General features: G+C 75.1%; 19 protein-coding genes. 6 read left to right on the plus strand and 13 right to left on the minus strand.

The window, feature by feature from the left end:
* The first annotated feature begins 5 nt into the window (after positions 1-5).
* Together AC1VL8_RS03000 and AC1VL8_RS03005 are read left to right on the plus strand one after the other, a co-directional pair.
* Complete coding sequence (locus AC1VL8_RS03000; protein WP_483074082.1) at positions 6-710, plus strand: methyltransferase domain-containing protein; 705 nt, start codon at positions 6-8, stop codon at positions 708-710.
* Between the two features lie 187 nt (positions 711-897).
* Entirely contained in the window at positions 898-1,599 is a 702-nt protein-coding gene (locus AC1VL8_RS03005) for an Abi family protein (protein WP_483074083.1), read from the plus strand.
* Here AC1VL8_RS03005 and AC1VL8_RS03010 read toward each other — a convergent pair.
* From AC1VL8_RS03010 to AC1VL8_RS03025, 4 genes are read right to left on the minus strand one after another with little or no spacing between them, the layout of a single operon-like run.
* Positions 1,586-2,515 carry an NAD-dependent epimerase/dehydratase family protein gene (locus tag AC1VL8_RS03010; protein WP_483074084.1) on the minus strand — a complete coding sequence of 310 codons (930 nt, stop codon included), beginning with the start codon at positions 2,513-2,515 and terminating at the stop codon, positions 1,586-1,588. The genes AC1VL8_RS03005 and AC1VL8_RS03010 overlap by 14 nt on opposite strands.
* Positions 2,516-2,545: 30 nt before the next feature.
* On the minus strand, positions 2,546-3,259 hold the full coding sequence (locus AC1VL8_RS03015) for a sugar phosphate nucleotidyltransferase (RefSeq protein ID WP_389232213.1): 714 nt from the start codon (positions 3,257-3,259) through the stop codon (positions 2,546-2,548).
* A 36-nt stretch (positions 3,260-3,295) separates the two neighbouring features.
* Entirely contained in the window at positions 3,296-4,282 is a 987-nt protein-coding gene (locus tag AC1VL8_RS03020; RefSeq protein ID WP_483074085.1) for a GDP-mannose 4,6-dehydratase, read from the minus strand.
* Positions 4,279-5,790: an MFS transporter gene (locus AC1VL8_RS03025; RefSeq protein ID WP_483074086.1), complete on the minus strand. Its 1,512-nt coding sequence runs from the start codon at positions 5,788-5,790 to the stop codon at positions 4,279-4,281. The genes AC1VL8_RS03020 and AC1VL8_RS03025 overlap by 4 nt, the downstream gene beginning before the upstream one ends.
* Positions 5,791-5,969: 179 nt before the next feature.
* On the opposite strand from AC1VL8_RS03025, the gene AC1VL8_RS03030 reads away from it, so the two are divergent.
* Entirely contained in the window at positions 5,970-6,908 is a 939-nt protein-coding gene (locus AC1VL8_RS03030) for a PDR/VanB family oxidoreductase (RefSeq protein ID WP_483074087.1), read from the plus strand.
* Positions 6,909-6,919: 11 nt separating this feature from the next.
* Complete coding sequence (locus tag AC1VL8_RS03035; RefSeq protein ID WP_483074088.1) at positions 6,920-8,134, plus strand: cytochrome P450; 1,215 nt, start codon at positions 6,920-6,922, stop codon at positions 8,132-8,134.
* A gap of 60 nt (positions 8,135-8,194) precedes the next feature.
* On the opposite strand, the gene AC1VL8_RS03040 is transcribed toward AC1VL8_RS03035, so the two are convergent.
* Complete coding sequence (locus AC1VL8_RS03040) at positions 8,195-9,055, minus strand: alpha/beta fold hydrolase (RefSeq protein ID WP_389232228.1); 861 nt, start codon at positions 9,053-9,055, stop codon at positions 8,195-8,197.
* A gap of 209 nt (positions 9,056-9,264) precedes the next feature.
* Between AC1VL8_RS03040 and AC1VL8_RS03045 the strand changes: the two genes are divergently transcribed.
* Positions 9,265-11,373, plus strand: coding sequence for an ArnT family glycosyltransferase (locus AC1VL8_RS03045; RefSeq protein WP_483074089.1), 2,109 nt, complete (start codon positions 9,265-9,267; stop codon positions 11,371-11,373).
* A gap of 48 nt (positions 11,374-11,421) precedes the next feature.
* Positions 11,422-12,348 carry a cation efflux transmembrane domain-containing protein gene (locus tag AC1VL8_RS03050; RefSeq protein ID WP_483074090.1) on the plus strand — a complete coding sequence of 309 codons (927 nt, stop codon included), beginning with the start codon at positions 11,422-11,424 and terminating at the stop codon, positions 12,346-12,348.
* 36 nt (positions 12,349-12,384) lie between these two features.
* On the opposite strand, the gene AC1VL8_RS03055 is transcribed toward AC1VL8_RS03050, so the two are convergent.
* From AC1VL8_RS03055 to AC1VL8_RS03090, 8 genes are all read right to left on the minus strand, one after another.
* The gene (locus AC1VL8_RS03055; RefSeq protein WP_483074091.1) at positions 12,385-12,675 is read right to left on the minus strand and encodes a hypothetical protein; all 291 of its coding nucleotides are present in this window, start codon (positions 12,673-12,675) and stop codon (positions 12,385-12,387) included.
* A gap of 12 nt (positions 12,676-12,687) precedes the next feature.
* Positions 12,688-12,987: a hypothetical protein gene (locus AC1VL8_RS03060; protein ID WP_483074092.1), complete on the minus strand. Its 300-nt coding sequence runs from the start codon at positions 12,985-12,987 to the stop codon at positions 12,688-12,690.
* A complete protein-coding gene (locus tag AC1VL8_RS03065; RefSeq protein WP_483074093.1) occupies positions 12,984-13,442 on the minus strand; it encodes a hypothetical protein in 459 nt (152 codons plus the stop codon). Before AC1VL8_RS03065 ends, AC1VL8_RS03060 begins: the two co-directional genes overlap by 4 nt.
* A gap of 1 nt (position 13,443) precedes the next feature.
* Entirely contained in the window at positions 13,444-14,346 is a 903-nt protein-coding gene (locus tag AC1VL8_RS03070) for a M15 family metallopeptidase (protein ID WP_483074094.1), read from the minus strand.
* Positions 14,347-14,443: 97 nt separating this feature from the next.
* Positions 14,444-16,336, minus strand: a complete 1,893-nt coding sequence (locus AC1VL8_RS03075; protein WP_483074095.1) for a hypothetical protein — start codon at positions 16,334-16,336, stop codon at positions 14,444-14,446.
* Positions 16,333-18,162 carry a hypothetical protein gene (locus AC1VL8_RS03080; RefSeq protein ID WP_483074096.1) on the minus strand — a complete coding sequence of 610 codons (1,830 nt, stop codon included), beginning with the start codon at positions 18,160-18,162 and terminating at the stop codon, positions 16,333-16,335. Before AC1VL8_RS03080 ends, AC1VL8_RS03075 begins: the two co-directional genes overlap by 4 nt.
* The gene (locus AC1VL8_RS03085; RefSeq protein ID WP_483074097.1) at positions 18,159-18,335 is read right to left on the minus strand and encodes a hypothetical protein; all 177 of its coding nucleotides are present in this window, start codon (positions 18,333-18,335) and stop codon (positions 18,159-18,161) included. The genes AC1VL8_RS03080 and AC1VL8_RS03085 overlap by 4 nt, the downstream gene beginning before the upstream one ends.
* 7 nt (positions 18,336-18,342) lie before the next feature.
* Complete coding sequence (locus tag AC1VL8_RS03090) at positions 18,343-18,888, minus strand: signal peptidase I (protein ID WP_483074098.1); 546 nt, start codon at positions 18,886-18,888, stop codon at positions 18,343-18,345.
* Between the last annotated feature and the right edge of the window lie 7 nt (positions 18,889-18,895).

Raw genomic sequence — 18,895 nt, forward strand, 5'->3', positions numbered from 1 at the left:
GGTCGATGGCCGACACCCGTCCGACGCCGTGGCTCGAGGAGTGGGACCGCGGGCAGCACGCCTACTTCGGCGACCGGCACAAGGCGGCGCACTTCGCCGCGCTGGCCCGCAGCCTGGAGCCGCACCTGCCCGCCGGCGGCGTGCTGCTGGACTACGGCCCCGGCGACGCGCTGCACGTGCCCGCGGTCGTGCCCGGCTGCCGGCAGGTGGTGCTCTGCGAGGCCGCCCCCCGCATCCGCGCGGGCCTGGGCGACCGGTTCGGGGACCACCCGGATGTGCGGGTGATCGGACCCGCGGACCTCCCGGACCTGGCGCCCGGGTCGGTGGACGTGGTGCTGGTGCAGTCGGTCCTGCAGTACCTCACCGCCCCGGAGCTCGACGTCCTGCTGGCGGAGGCCGCCCGGCTGCTGCCGCCCGGCGGGGTGCTGCTGCTGGGCGACCTGGTCGCACCGGGTGCGGGACCGGGTGCGGACCTCGCGGAGCTCGTGCGGTTCGCGGCGCGCGGCCGGTTCCTGCGGTCGGCGCTGGCCCGGCTCGCCGCCCTGCCCGCGTCGACCTACGCCCGGACGCGCCGCCGGCACGGCCTGGCGACCCACACGGTCGACGCCCTCACCGCGACGGTGGCGGCCCACGGCTTCGACGCCCACCCCCTCGGGCGCAACCTCGGCAACAACGCCGCCCGCTGGACCCTCCACGCCCGCCGCCGCTGACGCGCTCACTCACGCACCGAGGGCCTACGCAGGCCCAGTACGGTGGTGTCGCAGGCCGGACGGCAGAAGGCCCCGGGTCGACTCTCGTCGATACCGGGGCCTCCCCAAGCCTTGGCTCCACCAACATGCGTAGCAGCGGTCGTGTGGAACTCTCACGCATTCACGAGTTTACAGGGGGACCAGGCTGGTGGCGACACCGCAGTGGGTGGACGACTGGCTGACGCCCGGTCGGTTCGCGAAGTACCTCCGTGCGGCAGGCGGGGACCCTGGGCTGGGACTCGCGCTGTACGAGTGGAACGCCGAGATCGCGTCCGCGTTCCTTCGCGACCTGGGACACCTCGAGGTGGCCGTGCGCAACGCGTACGACCGTGCGCTGCGCCGTCACCCGGACGTCGTGGACGGCGAGTGGCTGACGCCGGGCTCCTGCGAACGGCTCTTCCCGCGGCACATGTCGAACGACCGGGATGGAGACGCTCGGGACAAGAACGCGACTCCCCGCTCGAACGTGCGGTCCGCGCGCAGGCAGTCGGGCTTCGACCAGGGTGTGGTGCCTCGCGGCAAAGCCGTGGCAGAGCTGATGTTCGGCTTCTGGTCGTACCTCACGGACGACCTGCACGAGAAGTCGCTCTGGGTACCCGCCCTGCACACGGCCTACGCCCCCGGGGCCGAGCGGGCTCGGCTGCACGCCGCGCTCAGCGCCCTGCGCGACTTCCGGAACCGGGTCGCGCACCACGAGTCGGTGTTCGACCGCCAGCCGGAGAACCACCGCCGGTACATCATGTTCGTCGCTCGGCACCTGTCCGCCGACCTGCACCAGCACCTCGTGCGGTCGAGCCGTCTGCCCGGTGTCCTCGCAGCCCGCCCAGTCGCGGCCGTCAGCGCGCGCTAACCCAGAGCCAGGTGCGGCGGATCGTGGCGTCGAGGGGGATGCGGGGGGTCCAGCCGAGGGCGTGGGTGATGCGGGTGGTGTCAGAGCACTGCGTCCGGACCTGCGCGGAGGTCGCCGGCGCCGGGGCGTCCGGGACGACGGCGCCGCGGAAGCCCGTGACCGCGCGGACCCGGGCGACGAGGGTCGACAGCGGCACCGCGACACCGGTCCCGACGTTCAGCACGCCCCGGGCAGCGCCGGACCCGTCGGGGTGCGCCGCGGCGACCACGGCCGCCGCGAGGTCGTCGACGTCGAGGAGGTCGCGCGCGGCGTCCAGCGGCCCGACGTGCACGGCCCCGTCGGGCGGGGCGGCGGCGATCTGCCGGCAGAGCGTCGCGAGGAACCCGCGCCCGCCCGGGCCGATCACGGTGGTGGCGCGCAGCACGACCGCGTCCGGCAGCGTCGCGAGGACGCGCGCGGTCCCCGCGGCCTTGCTGCGCCCGTAGTCGGACAAGGGCGCCGGGGGGTCGTCCTCGGTGCAGGGCCGGTCGCCGCACGCGGCCCCGTACTCGGCCGCGGACCCGACGTGCACGAACCGCGGCACCGACCGCGGGACCGACCGCGGCACCGACCGCGGCACGGACCCCGGCACCGACCCCGGCTCGACGCCCGCCGCCGACGCCACCACCGCGGCCAGCGCCGCCGGCAGGTCCGCGTTCGCCCGCGCCAGGACGTCCGGCGCGCCGGTGGTCGCGCCCGCGCAGCACAGCACCGCGTCCGCGGGCGACGCCAGCGCGGCGGCGACCGCGCGCGGCACGTCCCCGTCCGCGCACGTGGCCCGGTCCACCGGGTCGACGTCCCACCCGTCCCGGACGAGCGCCGCGTGCACGCGCGCCCCCACGAACCCGGCCGCCCCGACGAGCACCGCCCGCCTCACGCGCCGGCCGACCTCACGCGCCGGCCCGCCTCACGCGCCGCGGAGCAGCGCGCCGCGCATCCGGCCGAACTCCTCGTTCGCCCGGTCGTAGTCGTCGGGTCGTCCGATGTCGAGCCAGTACCCCTCGTGCAGGTACTCGGCGGGGTTCCGGCCGGCGCGGATCAGGTCGAGGATGAACCGGTCGAACCCGAGCGCCTCCCCCACCCCGTAGGTGGCGAGCGCCTCGCGGGACACGGCGTAGACGCCCATCGACACCCGGTAGTCGTAGGCCGGCTTCTCGACGAACCCGACGATCCGGCCGTCGCGCGCCTCGATCACGCCGAGGTCGATCGTCACCTGCCGGCGGTGGGTCGCGACGGTGAGCGGCGCGTCGGTCGCGGCGTGGGTGCGCAGCAGCTGCATCGTGTCGATGTCGGTGAGCACGTCGCCGTTCATCACGAGGAAGTGCTCGGGCAGGGCGTCGCGGGCGCCGACGACGGGACCGAGCGTCCCGAGGGGCTGGAACTCGTTCACGTACGCGATGTCGAGGCCCCACCGCTGGCCGTCGCCGACGAACGACCGGATCAGGTGCCCGAAGTGCCCGATCGCCAGGGTGACCTTGCGGAACCCCTGCTGCGCGAGCTGGTGGAGCACGATCTCGAGGATCGCGTGGTCCGCGCCGATCGGCATCAGCGGCTTCGGCAGCCGGGTCGTGTAGGGCCGCAGGCGCACGCCCTGCCCGCCGGCCAGGATCACTGCTTCCATCGTCGGTCCCTTCGGCGTCCGCCCGGTCGTGCGACGTCACACCTGGTAGAGGTCGGCCTTGTACGCCCGGAGGTGGCGCGGCTCGGCCATCCAGGCCCGGGTCGCCTCCAGCCCGTCGTGCAGGGTGACGCGCGGCTCCCACCCCGTCGCCGCCCGCAGCCGCGAGCTGTCGCACTGCAGGTGGTGCACCTCGGCGCCGGCGGGGCGGACCCGCGCCTCGTCCGCGACGACGTCGAGCGGCACGCCGACGACCCGCGCGATCTCGTCGACGACCGCGCTCATCGGCCACGAGACACCCGTGCCGGCGTTGAGCACGGCGCCGGCCCAGCGCGGGTCGTCGAGGCTGCCGACCGCGCGGAACGCGGCCGCGGTGTCGGTGACGAACGTGAGGTCGCGGCGCGGCTCGAGCGAGCCGAGCGCGAGGGTGGTGCGGCCCGTGAGCACCTGCGCGAGCACCGCGGGGATGAACGCCCGCGCGGACTGCCGGGGCCCGAACGTGTTGAACGGGCGGATCGTGACCGCGTGCAGGTCGTACCCGGCGACGGCGGCCTCGACGAGCTTGTCGGCCGCGATCTTGGTGGCCGCGTACGGGGAGCGGGCCTGGAGCGGGTGGTCCTCGGTGAGGGGGTCGCTCGTGGTGTTGCCGTACACCTCGCTGGTGGAGGTGTGCACGAGGCGCGCGCCGTGCGCCCGGACCGCGTCGACGACGTGCTGCGTCCCGAGCACGTTGGTCTCGACGTACGAGCGCGGTGCCCGGAACGAGTACGGGACCGCGATGAGCGCGCCGAGGTGGTAGACCAGCTCGGCGCCGGCCAGCGCGTCCCGGACGGACGTCGCGTCGCGCAGGTCCCCGACGCGCACGTCGACGGCGGCGAGCACGTCCGGGTCCAGGTCCTCCAGCCAGCCCCACGAGCCGACCGACGTGTACTGCACGAGCGCGACGACCTCGGCGCCGTCCCGGACCAGCGCGTCCACCAGGTGCGAGCCGATGAACCCGTCGGCGCCGGTGACGGCGACCCTCACGGGCGCGCGTCCTGCGTGACGGGTGCCGGCTGGAGCCCGGCCTCGACCTCCTCGAGCACCGGGTCGCGCAGCTCGCCGTCGACGCGCTCGAGGAACACCGCGAGCAGCACGCCGCCGACGAGCATGAGCACCGAGCCGATCTGGAACCCGAGCGTGAAGCCGTTGGTCATGGCGACCTCGACGGGCTCCCCCGCGGTGACATCGGTGAGGAACCGCCGGGTCGCGAACGTCACCAGGACCGCGAGGCCGAGGGCCCCGCCGATCTGCTGGGCGGTGCTCTGCACGCCGGACGCGAGCCCGGAGTTCTGCGCGGTGACCTGGTGCAGCGCGGCGTTGGTCGCCGCGGGCATCGTCGCCCCGGCGAACACCGCGAAGATCACCATGCCGGGCAGGATGCCGAGCGCGTACGAGCTCTCGGGCGTCACCAGGCTGGTCAGCCCGAGCCCGACGCCCGCGCCGATGAACCCGGCGACGACCACGGGCTTCACGCCGATCTTCGGGACCAGGACCGACGACAGCCCGATGCCGACGCCGATCCCGATGCCGAGCGGCAGGTACCCCAGCCCGCTCTTCAGCGGCGAGTACCCGAGCACGTCCTGCTCGAACAGCGTCAGCATGAACGTGTAGCCGATGAACGCGGCCATGAAGAACAGGCTGGTGAAGTTGACCACCGACCGGGTCCGGTTGCTGAAGAACCCGCGCGGGAGCAGGGGGTCCGCGACCCGGCGCTCGATCAGCAGCATCGCGAGCAGCAGCAGCACGCCGAGGCCGACCGGGAGCACCACCGCGGCGGAGCCCCAGGGGTTCTCCGCGGCCTGGAGCAGCCCGTAGACGATCGCGATGAGCCCGGTGGTCGAGGTGACCGCGCCGCCGATGTCGAGCTTCCCGCGCCGCTCGGCGGACATCCGCGACTCGTTGAGCAGCAGGGGGATCGCGATCAGCGCGACCGCCGCGACGGGCAGGTTGATGAGGAAGATCCACCGCCACGACGTGAAGCTGGTCAGCAGCCCGGAGAACACGTAGCCGAGCGTGCCGCCGAGCGCGACCAGCCCGCCCCAGATCCCGAGGGCCTTGGTCCGCTCCTTCGCGTCGGTGAACAGCAGCGCGATGAGGCCGAGCGACGCGGGGGCCGCGATGGCCTCGGCCGCGCCCTGGCCGAACCGGCCGAGGATCATCACGCCGCCGTGGGTCGCGAACCCGCACAGCGCGGACGACACCGCGAACAGCACGACGCCGACGACCAGGAGCCGCCGGCGGCCGAAGTAGTCCGCGAGCCGCCCACCGAGGATCAGCAGCGACCCGGCCGCGAGCGCGTACCCGTTGACCACCCAGGTCAGGCCCGACTGGCTGAACGCGAGCCCGTCCTCGATCGCGGGCAGCGCGACGTTCACGATCGTCATGTCCAGCAGGATCATGAACTGGAGCGCGGACAGGACGATGAGCGCCTTCCACCGCCGGGGGTCGGCACCGGGCGGGTGGACGACGGGCTGCTTCTGGCGGGTGGGCATCGGTGGTTTCCTCCGGGACCGCGGTGCTGACGTGCACGTTCACGCTAGGTCGCCCGGTCGGCCGGGCCCACTCCTGACTTGCGTCGGCGACGCGACCCGCGAGACGCAACCCGCGAGAACTGCGGCCCGGGCCCGCTGCCTAGCGTCGGGGCGTCACCACTGCCACCGGACGGGGACCCATGCAGATCGGCGCAGCCCAGCTCGACGTGGTCGCGCGGCGCACGCTCGCCCGCGACGTCGTCGAGCTGACCCTGCGCCGCCCCGACGGCGACCGGCTGCCGGACTGGGCACCGGGAGCGCACGTCGCGGTGACGCTCCCGAACGGGATGGTCCGGCCCTACAGCCTGTGCGGCGACCGGTGGGACCCCGCGTCGTACACGCTCGCGGTGCGGCGGGAGGTCGCCGGCTCCGGCGGGTCGGCGTACGTGCACGACCGCCTCGACGTGGGCAGCACGGTCGGCGTCGGCGCGCCCCGGACGTCGTTCCCGCTGGTCCCCGCGTCCGCGTACGTCTTCGTCGCCGGGGGCATCGGCGTGACGCCGTTCCTGCCGATGCTGCAGGCCGCCGACCGGCTCGGCGTGCCGTACCGCCTGGTCTACCTCGGGCGCGACGCGGACCGGATGCCGTACCTCGCCGACCTCACCGGGCGCCTGGGCGACGGGCGGCTCCAGGTGCACGTCACCGGCACCGCGGGCCGCCCGGACCTCGCGGCCGCCGTCGGTCCCGTCCCGGACGGCGGTCGCGTCTACGGCTGCGGTCCGCCGGGCCTGCACGTCGCGCTGGCCGAGCTCGCGCGCGGGTGGCCGGAGCACACCCTGTGGACCGAGGCGTTCGGCCGGCCGGTCGGTCAGGACACCGACGAGGCGTTCACCGTCCGGCTCCGGCGCACGGGCGTCACCGTCGAGGTGCCGCGGACGGCCTCCCTGCTGGAGGCGATCCACGCCGCCGGCGTCGACGTGCTGTCGTCGTGCCGCGTGGGGTCGTGCGGCGCGTGCGAGACCCCCGTGCTCCGGGGCGCCGTCGAGCACCGCGACACGATCCTCACCGACGACGACGCCGGCGTGATGTTCCCCTGCGTCTCCCGGGCCCGCACCGGGCTCCTGGAGCTGGACCTGTGAGCGAGGCACCCGTGACGACAGCCCCGACGACCGACCCGTCGACCGTCCCCACGATCGACGCCGACCCGTACGGCGAGCACGGCTCGACGGACCCGACGGCGTTCCAGGTCGCGGTCCGCGAGACCGCCGACGTGGTGCGCCTCGACCGCCTGGGCTGCTGGGCGACCGGCCGGCACGAGCACGTCGTGCCGGTGCTGCGGAACTGGCAGGACTACGGCTCCGCCGCCGGCGTCGGGCTGTCCAACTTCGCGACGGGCCGGGCGTGGCGGCAGACGAGCATCCTGCTCGAGGCCGACCCGCCGCACCACGACGCCCCGCACCGGGTGCTCGCGGAGATCCTCTCCCCGCGGACCCAGCGCACGCTGCGCGAGTCCTGGTTCGCGGAGGCGGAGCGGCTGGTCGACGCCCTGCTGGACCGGACGACGACGTTCGACGCGCTCACCGACCTGGCGATGGCGTACCCGCTGCAGGCGTTCCCGGACGCGGTCGGCATCGCGCAGGGCGACCGGCACCGGCTGATGGCGTTCAGCGACTTCCTGTTCAACGCGTTCGGCCCGCGCAACGCCCTGGTCCGCGACGCCGGCGCGGACGCGCGGTCGCACTCGGAGTGGGTGGACCGCAGCTGCCGCCGGGAGGCGCTGACGCCCGGCGGGCTCGGGGCGCGGATCTGGGCCGCCGCCGACCGCGGGGAGATCACCGCGGAGCAGGCCCCCGACGTCGTCCGGTCCTTGTTCGCGGCGGGGGTGAACACGACCGTGCACGCGCTCGGCTCGCTGCTGCACGCGCTCGCGACGCACCCGGCGCAGTGGGCGCTGGTGCGCGACGACGCCGGCGTCCGCCGGCGCGCCCTGGACGAGGCGCTGCGCTGGTCGACGCCGGTGCAGACGTTCTTCCGGACGACGACGCGCGAGGTCGAGCTCGCGGGGGTCCCGCTGGGCCGGCACGAGAAGGTGATGGTGCTGCTCGGGGCCGCCAACCGCGACCCGCGGCGGTGGACCGACCCGGACGTCTTCGACGTCACGCGCGACCCGGCGGGGCACGTGGGGTTCGGGACCGGGCTGCACGCCTGCCTCGGGCAGAGCTTCGCGCGGCTGGAGGCCGAGGCGCTGCTCACCGCGCTGGCCCGCCGGGTCGCCACGATCGAGCCCGCGGGTCCCGCGGTCCCGCGCGCGAACAACACGCTGCGCGCGTGGTCGAGCATCCCGGTCCAGGTCACCCGCGCCTGATCCCCCGGCGCGCGACCGGCGCGCTCCGGGGGACCAGGCGGACGGCCGACGACCCGGGGCTCAGCCCTCGAGGAACGCCATCACGTACCGCGACCACGCGGCCTGGTCGAGCAGGTGGTCCCGGTCCTTCATGGTGAGCAGCTGAGCGCCGGGGATGCCCTCGGCGAGCTGCACGCACGCGTCGTGGATCCCGCCGTCGCCGACGTCCCCGCGCATGATGACCGTCGGCACCTGCACCAGCGGCAGCTTCGCGAACGGGATGCCGGTGTGGTCGCGGCTGATGATCGCGTCGTAGTACGCCGAGAACGCCATCGACTCGAACGCCGCCCACGCCGGGTGCTGCTTGAAGTACTCCATCTTCTCCGGGCTGATGAACCCGACGATGTCGCGCCCGAACAGCTCGACGATCTCGCCCCGCCGGCCCTCGTCGATCAGCCCGCGGATCACGGCGAGCTGCTCGGTCGTCGCCTCCGGGGAGCGGTACGGGGGCTCGTAGAGCGCCATCCGCCGGATCGGCAGGCCCGCGGCGGCGGCCTCGATCGCCACCATGCCGCCGGTGCAGTTGCCGAACACGTCGCACGGCTCGCCGACCGCGTCGATCACCGCGCGCAGGTCCTCGACCTCGGTGTCGAGCGTCCACGCGTCCGGGTCGCCCAGCTCGCTGGCCCCGCGGCCGCGGCGATCGTAGTTCACCACCGTGAACCGCTCGGACATGATGCCGGCCATCGGGCGGAACATCGCACGGTCGTTCAGCCCGCCGCCGACGATGACGACGGGGCGGCCCGTGCCGGACCGCTCGAACGCGATCCGGGTGCCGTCCGCGGAGGTCACGTGCTCGACCGGGAGGCCGCGTCCGGCGGCGTAGTCGGCGTCGAGCGGCAGCGGGCCGCGCTGGTCGACGGTCGTGTCGGTGGGGCTCATCGGACCTCCCGGGTCAGGGGCCCGAGCCGGGCGCCCGGGCCGCGCTCCACGCTAGGTCGGGGCGCCCGACCCGGGTTCTTCCCGCGTGCTGCGCCGCCCCCTCGGCCCGCACCGCGCCGCGCCGCGCACGGGCGCCGGCAAGTGGTGAGTTGGCCCGGTGCCGTGCGCCTGTGAGCGTGATCGCGACCGCCACGACGAAGGGACCCACGATGGCCGTTGCGACCCCCGAGGCCCGCGTAGGACCCCCCGCGGCCGCCGAGCCGACCCCGTCCCGCCGCGTCGGCCCCGTCGTCGCGCTGGTCCTGATCTGCCTGACGGCGGCGGCGCTGACGTCCTGGCGCGTCGCCGAGGCGGACCTGGGCAACACCTACTACTCGGCCGCCGTGAAGTCGATGCTCGCCAGCCCGACGAACTTCCTGTTCGGCGCGGCCGACCCGAGCGGCGTGGTCTCGGTCGACAAGCCGCCGCTGGCGCTGTGGCTCCAGGCGCTCAGCGTCAGCCTGCTCGGCTTCACCAGCTGGGGGCTGTTCCTGCCGCAGGTGGTCGCGGGCGTCGCGACGGTGTTCGTGCTGCACCGCGCGGTCCGGCCCTGGGCGGGCGAGCGCGCGGCGCTGATCGCCGCGGCGGTGATGGCGACCACCCCGGTCACCGTCGCGCTGAACCGGCACAACAACACGGACACGCTGCTGATCCTGCTGCTGGTGCTCGCGGCGTGGGCGCTGACCCGCGGCCTGCACACGACCGGGGGCGACCGGCGCCGGAGCGCGTGGTTCATGGCGGCGGCCGCGCTGATCGGGCTCGGGTTCAACACCAAGATGCTCGAGGCGTGGATCGTGGTGCCCGCGTTCGTGGCCGCGGTCTGCCTCGGGGTCGCGGGACGGTCGTGGCGGGCCCGGCTCGGTGACCTGCTGCGGTCCTGCGCGGTCCTGCTCGTGGTCTCGTTCTCGTGGTCCGCACTGCGTGACCTGTGGACGGGCGAGAAGCCCTACATGGGCGGCACCGTGGGCGACAGCGCCTTCGAGCTCGTGTTCGGCTACAACGGCTTCGGCGCGCTGCTCGGCTCCGGGCAGTCGGCCGGCGGGTCCGGGCTCGACGTGCCGCTCGCGGTGGTGGGCCTGTTCGGCGGGGCGGCCGGGCTGGGCCGGATGTTCTCCCCCGAGACCGGCGGGCAGATCGCCTGGCTGCTGCCGCTGTGCGCGGTGCTGCTGCTGCACGTGGGCGCGACCGCGTACCAGCGGGCGTGGCGCGCGCAGCCGTTCGTCCTCGGTCCGACCGCCGGCGGCTGGGCGCTGTGGGGCGGCTGGCTCGCGATGGCGTTCACGGTGCTGAGCTTCACCGAGGGCATCTTCAACGCCTACTACGTCTCCCTCCTGGTGCCCGCCGTCGGTGCGGTCACCGGCGCGGGGCTCGTCCGGCTGTGGGACGCGCAGCGCGCCGGGGACAGCCGGGCCCGCGCGACGCTCGCGGCGGGGGTGGTCGCGACCGGTGTCACCGCGCTGGTGCTCGTCGGCCGCTCCGCGGACTGGCACGGCTGGATCGGCGGGGTGGCGCTCCTGCTCTGCCTGGTCGCCGCCGCCGCGCTCGCCACGGGCCTGCACCGGTCCGCGCGACCGCTGGCCCTGGTCGTCGTCGCCGTGCTCGCCGGGTCCGCGTCGTGGTCCGTCGCCAGCGCCGCGAGCGCGCCGACCTCGGGCGGCTTCCCGAAGGCCGGTCCGGTGAACGAGCGGTTCGAGGCGATGCGGGACGGCGTCCTGATCCCGGTGGAGCTCACCGACCTGCCGATGCCCGCGCCCGCGCCGGGCGACACGGAGATCCCCACCGAGCTGCCGCCGGAGCTGCTCGCGCTGACCGACCCCGAGCACACCGGCCCGGTCCGCGCCGGCGGGTTCGCGGGCCACGAGATGTCCGCGGAGAACGCCGCGGTGCTCGCCTACGCCCGCGAGCACGCCGACGGCGCACCGATCACGCTGCTGACGGAGGGCGGTGGCCTGGCGTCCTCGGAGTTCATCCTCGACAGCGACGAGGCGGTCGTGGGGATGGGCGGGTTCCTCGGCGCCGACCCCGTGCCCTCGGTCGGGACGCTCACCGCGTGGCAGCGCGACGGGACGATGCGGTTCGTGCTGTCCGCCGCCCCGGGACCCGACCGCGTCGGCGGGATCGCCGGCATGGGCGGCGACGAGGCGCGGGCGCGCGTCGGCTGGGTGCAGGCGAGCTGCACGGTCGTCGACCCGCGGGAGTACGGCGGCACGCCGTTCACCGACGCCGACGACCTGCCGCTCCCGGGCTACGGGGACGCGGTGCTCTACGACTGCGGGTGACCCGCGACACCGTGCGTCAGACTGCGGGGGTCGACCGGAGGTGACCCGATGGGCGGTGCCGACGCCGGACCTGCGGACGTTGCGCGCCGCGAGCGGGGCGCGCTGCTCGGGTCGGCGGCCGTCGCCGGTGTCCTCGGGACCGCCGGGGTCGTGTGGGGGCTCGTCGCCGGGTCCGGCGTGATCCTGTTCGACGGCGTCTACTCGCTCGCCGGGATCGCCCTGGTGGCGGTCTCGTTCCTCGCCTCCCGCGCCGCGCGCTCCTCACCCAGCGAGCGGTACCCGTTCGGCCGGCACGCCGCGACGCCCCTGGCGGTGGCGATGCAGGGCACGGCGCTGATCGCGACCCTGGTCTACGGCGCGGCCGACGCGGCCGGCACCCTGCTCGCCGGCGGCTCCGACGGCGATCCCACCAGCCTGCTCGCCTACGGCGCGGTCACGGCGGTCGCGAGCGCGGTCGCGGCGGTCGCCCTGCGCCGGCGCGCCCCGGACTCCGAGCTCGTGCACGCGGAGGTCGTGTCCTGGCGGGCGGGCGCGTGGCTGAGCGTGGTCGTCGCGCTCGGCGGCGTCGCGGGCCGGCTGCTGCAGGACGCGGGACAGTCGACAGCCGCGGGCCACGTCGACCCCGTGCTGCTCCTGCTCGCCGTGCTGCTCGTCGCGCCGCTGCCGGTGCGCCTGGTGCGTGGCGGGATGCACGAGCTGCTCGAGGGCGCGCCCCCGCCGGAGGTGGAGGCGGAGATCGCGCGGGTGGTCGGCGCCGCCCGCGCGCGGTTCGCGCTGCCGGAGGCGCTCGTGCGGGCGACGAAGCTCGGGCGCCGCCTGTACGTCGAGGTGGACTTCGTCGTCGCGACGGGGTCCGCCTGGGACGTGGACGACGAGGACGCCGTCCGGCACGCCGTCGTCGACCCGCTGCAGCTGCTGCCGTACGACGTGTGGGCGACCGTCGAGATCACCGCGGACCCCGACCTGGCGCTGTGACCGCCCGGGCGGACGGCTGCCCGCGTGACGGGGGCGTCACCGTCGGGTGCCGGCGGCGCCGTCCGGGGGGTCGTCGGGCGTCCCGACCTTCGCGCGGGGCACCACCGCACCGCGGATCCACCACGCCGCGAGCAGCGGCAGCAGGGTGCCCAGGACGACGTCGGCGGTCGTCGCGACACGCTCCCCCAGGTCGGACAGGTCGACGCCCCACACGAGCCCGACGGTCACCACCGACCCCACCGCGCCGCGCACGAGGGCGGGTTCGAGGCTCAGCAGGCGGCGCCAGCGGGACGTGGCGGGTTCGGCGCGACGGCGTCCTCGGGTCATCGTGGTCCCTCCTCAGAGGTCGCCCTCGAGGTCCGGGGGCGGGGCGGGTAGGTCGTCCGGCAGCGTGCCGCGCTCACGCGCGACGTAGGCGAGCAGGGCCTGGATGTGCTCGAGCGCGTGCCGGTACCGGTCGCGGACCTCGCGGCGGGCACGGCGCTCGTCCTCGAGCAGGTCACGCGGGTCGCGCAGGTCCGCCGCGCCGCGGCGTCCCGCGTCGGGGTGCTGGGCGCGCTGGGTCAGCAGCGCCGTGGTCGTCGTGCCCGCCAGCGCCAGGACGCCGGTCACGGCCGCGACGACGACGCTCTCGCTCACGGCGCCGACGTCCCGTCGACCGGGTCGACCAACCGCGCGGAGGACGCGACGAGCGCGGCGACGGCGGCGTACGCCGTGGCCAGGACCCACTGCCGGGTCGGGTCGGACCGGTCGACGACCCACCCGAGCAGGAACGTCCCGGACCAGGCCAGCGTCATCCCGGCGGTCAGCGCGAACGCCGCGGTGCCGACGCCGTCGCGCGTGCGACCGTCGGGTCGGCGGACCGCCCCGAGCGCGCACAGGACCAGCGCGCATCCCCACAGCGCCGCGTACACCGGCAGCGGCACGGCGTCGTCCAGCCGGTCGAGCCCGATCGGCAGCACCAGGTCGTCGCCGCCGACCGGCAGGCACGAGACGACGTGGGCCGCGCAGAACAGACCCGCGCAGAGCAGGACGGTCCCGCGCGGTCCGGCGATTCGAGGCCGGTGGCGCCGGACCCCGCGAGGGCGGCGCACGTCAGTACCTGCCCTCGCCGGTGTGCGCGTGGTTGAGCGCGTGCTGCAGCAGCCGGGTGGTGGTCGGTCCCTGCCTGCCGTCGGTGTCCCCGGGCTCCGGGCCCCGCCCCAGGACCGCCGGCCCGTGGGTGGCGAACAGCCACGCCTGACGGACCCGGATCGTCGCGGGTCCCTCCACGCCGTCCGTGGCGAGCTCCGGGGACCCGGTGAGCTCCGCGATCCGCTCGGCGGCCACGACGCCGGCGAGGAACCGCTGGTCGGCCGCGATCAGGTGCGACGCGGGCCGGGACACGACGCCGTCGATCTCGGTGCCCATCACCTGCTGCCACCGCGCCACGGTGCCGGGCCCGCGCACACCGTCGAGCGCCAGCTCGAGGTTCCCGTCGGCCGTCAGCGCCCCCGTGTGCGCGGCGGCACCGGGCCCCGGGGCCGTGGCCTCGGGAGCGCCGGCCCCGAGGCCCGCAGCCGCGGCGGCGACCTGCGTCGCGGTGCCGATGATCTCGAAGTGCATCTCGTCCTTGCGGCGGGCGTACTCGCCGCCCCAGCGCAGCACACCCGCACGTCCGGCCGCGTTCACCTCCGCGACGATCGCCCGGATCACCGCCGTCTGAGCGGGCGTGAACGTCCCGACCGCGCCCAGGGGGTGCCGCGGGGCGTTGAAGTCGACGGCGGTGCCGGACGCGTGGTTCGACAGGCTCGCCGACCCTGAGATGGCCCGGTAGTGGTGACCCCACGAGTGGCCGCGGTTGATCGCCTCGACCTCGGCGTCGAACCGGCGCCCGAGGTGGTCGAGGACCGCGTGCACGGGCCCCGCCAGCACCCGGCCGGTGATCCACCGCAACGGGACCAGCCGCGGGTCGGACCCGGACCGGATCGCCGGCCAGCCGTTCTGCGACACGGACATGACACCCTCCCTGGAACCGCACCGACCCCGGCACCCGCATCGTGCGCAGGGCCGGGGCCGGTGGGCCAGGACGGTCTCGGGGGTTCCCCTGGAGCGGTCAGTTCCGCCAGCTGATGGTGAGGGAGGTTCCCGTCGCCGCGATGCGCCCGAACCGCTCCGGCCATGCGGACGAGACCCTGACGGTCGCGGACCGAGGTCCGACCTGGACGGCGTCCCCCTGGGCGACGAACCAGGCCTGGGGGATGCTGACGCCGGTGATGTCGCGCTTGACGGTGATCGTGCGCACGAGGGTGTTGTTGCCCGTGCTTCGTGCCCAGGTGATGCGGAAGTTGGCGTCCTCGGAGTTGGCGGGGTAAGCGACGATCCACGAGGCGACCATCGACGTGGAGATGCTCTCGGTGATGACGTCGCCGGCGCGCAGCGACGCGGTGATCGGCGCGTCGTAGGGGGTGCTGCTGTAGAAGAAGCGTGATCCCTGGGAGACGAAGTCGGTGTTCATCCGGCCGAACTGGTAGATGCCGACGGTGTGGGGCTCGCTCGATGCGCGCACCGTCTGGGTCATCGTCGGCTGCGCGGCCGTGAGCCCGCGGGGCAGAGTCACGGTGACGTAGGCCGAGAACTGCTGGGCCGTCAGCGGGTCGCCGGCCTTGACGTCGACGGTCCAGGTGGGGACGGCACCGGTGGCCCGGGTGCTCGTCTTGAACCTCTCGGTGCGGGTGATCGCGTGCCCGCTGGTGGCGTGGGACGCGGACTCCCAGGTCACGGTGCTGGTGGCGTCGTCCTTCCCGGCCGGCAGCGTCGGGGTGAGCCACGTGGGGAGGACGACCCGGTAGGTCAGGACGTCTCCCGCGAGGTAGGTCAGCGCGCCGGCGCGCTGCGCCGCGGACTCGTGAGGCGAGAACGTGAGGGTGCCGGACTCGCCGGGGCGGAACAGGTCGGAGCCGCTGCCGGACGTCACCTTGAGCTGGTAGACGCCGTCGGCGACCTGGGGGGACGCACTCAGGACGACCGTGGCCGTCGGGGAGGTGCTGGTCAGGTGCGAGGGCACCGCCGCCGTGACGCTGACCTCGTCCTGGTCGACCGGGACGCCGGTGGCCTGGACGGGGAAGCTGAGGACGCCTGCGTCGTACGAGGTCCGGTCCGTGGTGAACGCGTCGCGGAACGTGACGGTCCAGGTGCTGCCGCGCTTCGACTTGGTCCAGGTGGTGGTGCTGGAGGGCCAGGTGACCCCGTTCGGCAGCGTCCCGGGCTCGAGCCAACCGGGGAGCGTGATCGTGTAGGTGATCGCCTGATCCGGGCGGGCCGTCATCGGGAGCCACACCGTGGGCACCGGGTTGGTCTGGAACGACACCGTGCCCGAGGACCCGGGGGCGAACTCCCCCGAGGCGTCGCCCGGCGTGACGGCCAGCGCGTGGACGCCGACCTCGGTGCTGGTGGAGGAGGCGGCGGTGACCTCGGCGGACGCGGCGGCGCTGGTGAGGGCCGCGCGGTGGATCGTCACGGTCACCGTCGCCTTCGCCGTGGCGGTGCCGGCGGTCGCGGTGGCCCGCACCGGGAGGCTCACACTGCCGCCCGGGTGCTGGGACCGCGCGGCGAGGAAGGTCTCGGAGCGCGTGATCGTCCGGGTCGTCGAGGTCGTGGTCTGCGCCCACTGCACGGTGCTGATCGCGGTCGTGCTGACCCCGGGGAGCGCGACCGGCTCGAGCCAGGCCGGGAGCGTGATGGTGTGGGTCACGGTGGAGCCGGCGGCGAGCTCGGCGGAGACGGGTGCACCGCTGGGGGTGGTGCGGAAGGTCAGCGTGCCGGGCATCCAGGGCTGGAACGTGTCGCCGGCCTCCGGTCGGAGGCTGAGCGCGTGCACGCCGACGTCCGTGGTGGGGGCGACGGCGACCGTGACCGTCTGGTCCGGGCTGGCGCTGGTCAGCGGCGACGGCAGGGTCACGACGGCGGTGACGGTGGCTCCCTCGGCGAGGGTGGCTTCCGCGGTCACGGGGAACCGCAGCAGGGTGCCGGCGTTGTACGAGGTCCGCGCGGCGGTGAACGTCTCGGTGAAGGTGACGGTCCAGGCGCCGTCGGGGTTCTGGTGCTTGGCCCAGCTGCTGGTGCTGGTCGCGTAGGTCGCCGGCGCGGGCAGGGTGCCCGGGCCAGTCCGCGCGGGAGGGTGACGGTGTAGGACAGCTGCTGGCCGGGTTGGACGGGCATCGCCGACGACACCGCGAGGTCGGGGGTGGAGTGGAACGACACGGTCCCGGCTGCGCCGGGGACGAACGAGGTCGCGTCCGTCGGCGTGACCGTGAGCGCGTGGACGCCTGCCGAGGTGTCGGTCGTGAACGTCGCGAGGGCGGTCCCGCGGGGTGTGGTGCTGACGGTGTGGGCGGGCAGGACGGTGGCGGCGGTGACCGGCCCCGTCGTCGGCCCGGGGGTGAGGGTGCCCACGACCGGGACGGTGATCGTCTCCGCGGGGTGCTCGGTGGTCGCGGTGGGGAAGGTCCGGGTGCGGGTCACGGTCGTGGTGCCGTCCGGCTGGGGAGCGGTGGACCACGTGAGGGTCGCGGTGTCGGCGGGCAGCGGGCCCGGGACCAGGCCGACGGGCAGGGTCAGGGTGTGCCGGACGGTGTCGCCGGCATCCAGGCGCAGCGCGGCCGCGGCGCCGTCGGGTGTCACGGTGAACCGGGCCGTCCCGGGCATGCCGGGCTGGAACGCGGGGCCGGTCGCGGGCGTCACGCTCAGGCCGTGCACCCCGACCGAGGTGCGCGCCGTCACGGGGACCGTCGTGCTGGACTCGGGATGGGTGCTGGTCAGGGCCGGCAGGGTGACGCGGACGCTGGCGGTGGCCCCGGGGGCCAGGGTGTCGTCCGCGGTCACCGGGAACCGCAGGAGCGTGCCCGCGTTGTAGGAGGCCCGGGGGGCGGTGAACGTCTCGGTGAAGGTGGCGGTCCAGGCGCCGTCGGGGTCCTGGTGCGTGGTCCAGCTGCTGGTGCTCGTCGGGTAGGTCGCCGGCGCGGGCAGGGCACCGGGGGTCAGACCGCGCGGGAGGGTGACGGTGTAGGACAGCTGCTCGCCGGTGCGGGCGTGCAGCGCTGCCCAGACGTCGCTGGCCGGGGTCGACAGGAACGACAGGGTCCCGGCGGTCCCCGGGGCGAACCGCTCGGCGTCGGTGGGCGCCACCGTGAGCGCGTAGGCGCCGACGTCGGCGTGGCTGATCCCGGAGACCGCGACCGAGGCCCTGGGCGCGGTCGAGGCCAGCTGCTCGGGAGTGCTCACGGACGCCACGACGTCCCCCGCGGTCAGCACGCCGCGCGCCACGACCGGGATCGACAGGCGGGTCGGCGCCGCGAACTCCGCCTGCGCCGCGGTGAACCGCGACGTGCGGGTCACCGTCCAGGCGCCGCTGTCGGAGTCCTGGGTCGTGGCCCACTCGATGCGTCCGTTCGCGAACGTCGACGTGGCCGGAAGCGTCCCGGGCTCGAGCCAGGACGGGAGCGTGGTCGAGAACACGACGGCGTCGCCGGCCCGCAGGTCCGTCGGGACCCTGTCGCGGCCCACCGGGGTCATCCGGTACGAGACCGTCCCGGCATCACCCGGCCGGAAGGCGTCGTGCCCGCCGTCGGGAGCCGCCGTGAGGTCGTGCACTCCCAGCTGCACGCGGTCGGCCGCACCGAAGTGGTTGCCGGCGATCGTCGAGCCGGCGGTCACCGCAGCCGTCACGACCGCTGCCGGGACCGTCAGCGCCAGGACGGCCACCAGCGCCGTGGCGGCGGACGCGCGCCGACGGGTGGCGGTCCGTGCTCGGCGGGTCGTGACGGCGCTGGTCATGTGAGGTCCTCGGTGGTGGGCTGGAGCTGGGCCTGGTCCGTGGTGCGCGTACGGCGCCGCAGGAGGAGGGCTGCCGCGAGGTCCGTCGCCGCGGCGTGGGCCGCCGCGACGGGCAGGGGGTGCACGACACCGGGGCGCAGGGCGACGTCGACGAGCGCGGACCGCGGGGTCACGAGAGCGTCACGGCGTGACGTCGACGGCGGCGCGGGCGGCGCGGCGACCCGTGAGCGGGGTGGCCGGCTGGTCCCCGCGTGCCGGACGCGGACCGGTCGGCAGCAGCGCGAGACCGACGACGAGCAGGGCGACGACGCCCCGGGCACCCCAGGACTGCGAGACGCGGTAGAGCGTCCCGAGGTCCCCGGCCAGGACGACGCGCGGGGTGCCGACGACATGGTCCTCGGTGACGACGACCGGGTCGGCGACCTCGTTGTTGTCGCCCTTGAGGACGACGCCCTGGGGAGTGATCTCGTGCACCCGGTGCACGTACCGCGTCGCGGCGTCACCGGGCGTGAACTCCACGACGACCGGCTGACCGACGACGTCGAGGTCGTGGCCGGTGGCCTCTTGGACGACGAGCACGTCGCCGACGCGGTAGGTCGGCTCCATGGACACCCCCGTGACGCTCATGAAGGTGTCGCCGGTCGTGACCTGCCAGACGAACGGGGCGGCGAAGACCACCAGGACGGGGACGAGCAGGACCCACAGGGTCCGGGACAGCACGTGCATGTCATCT

The organism is Cellulomonas sp. KU4C (genome assembly GCF_056868065.1).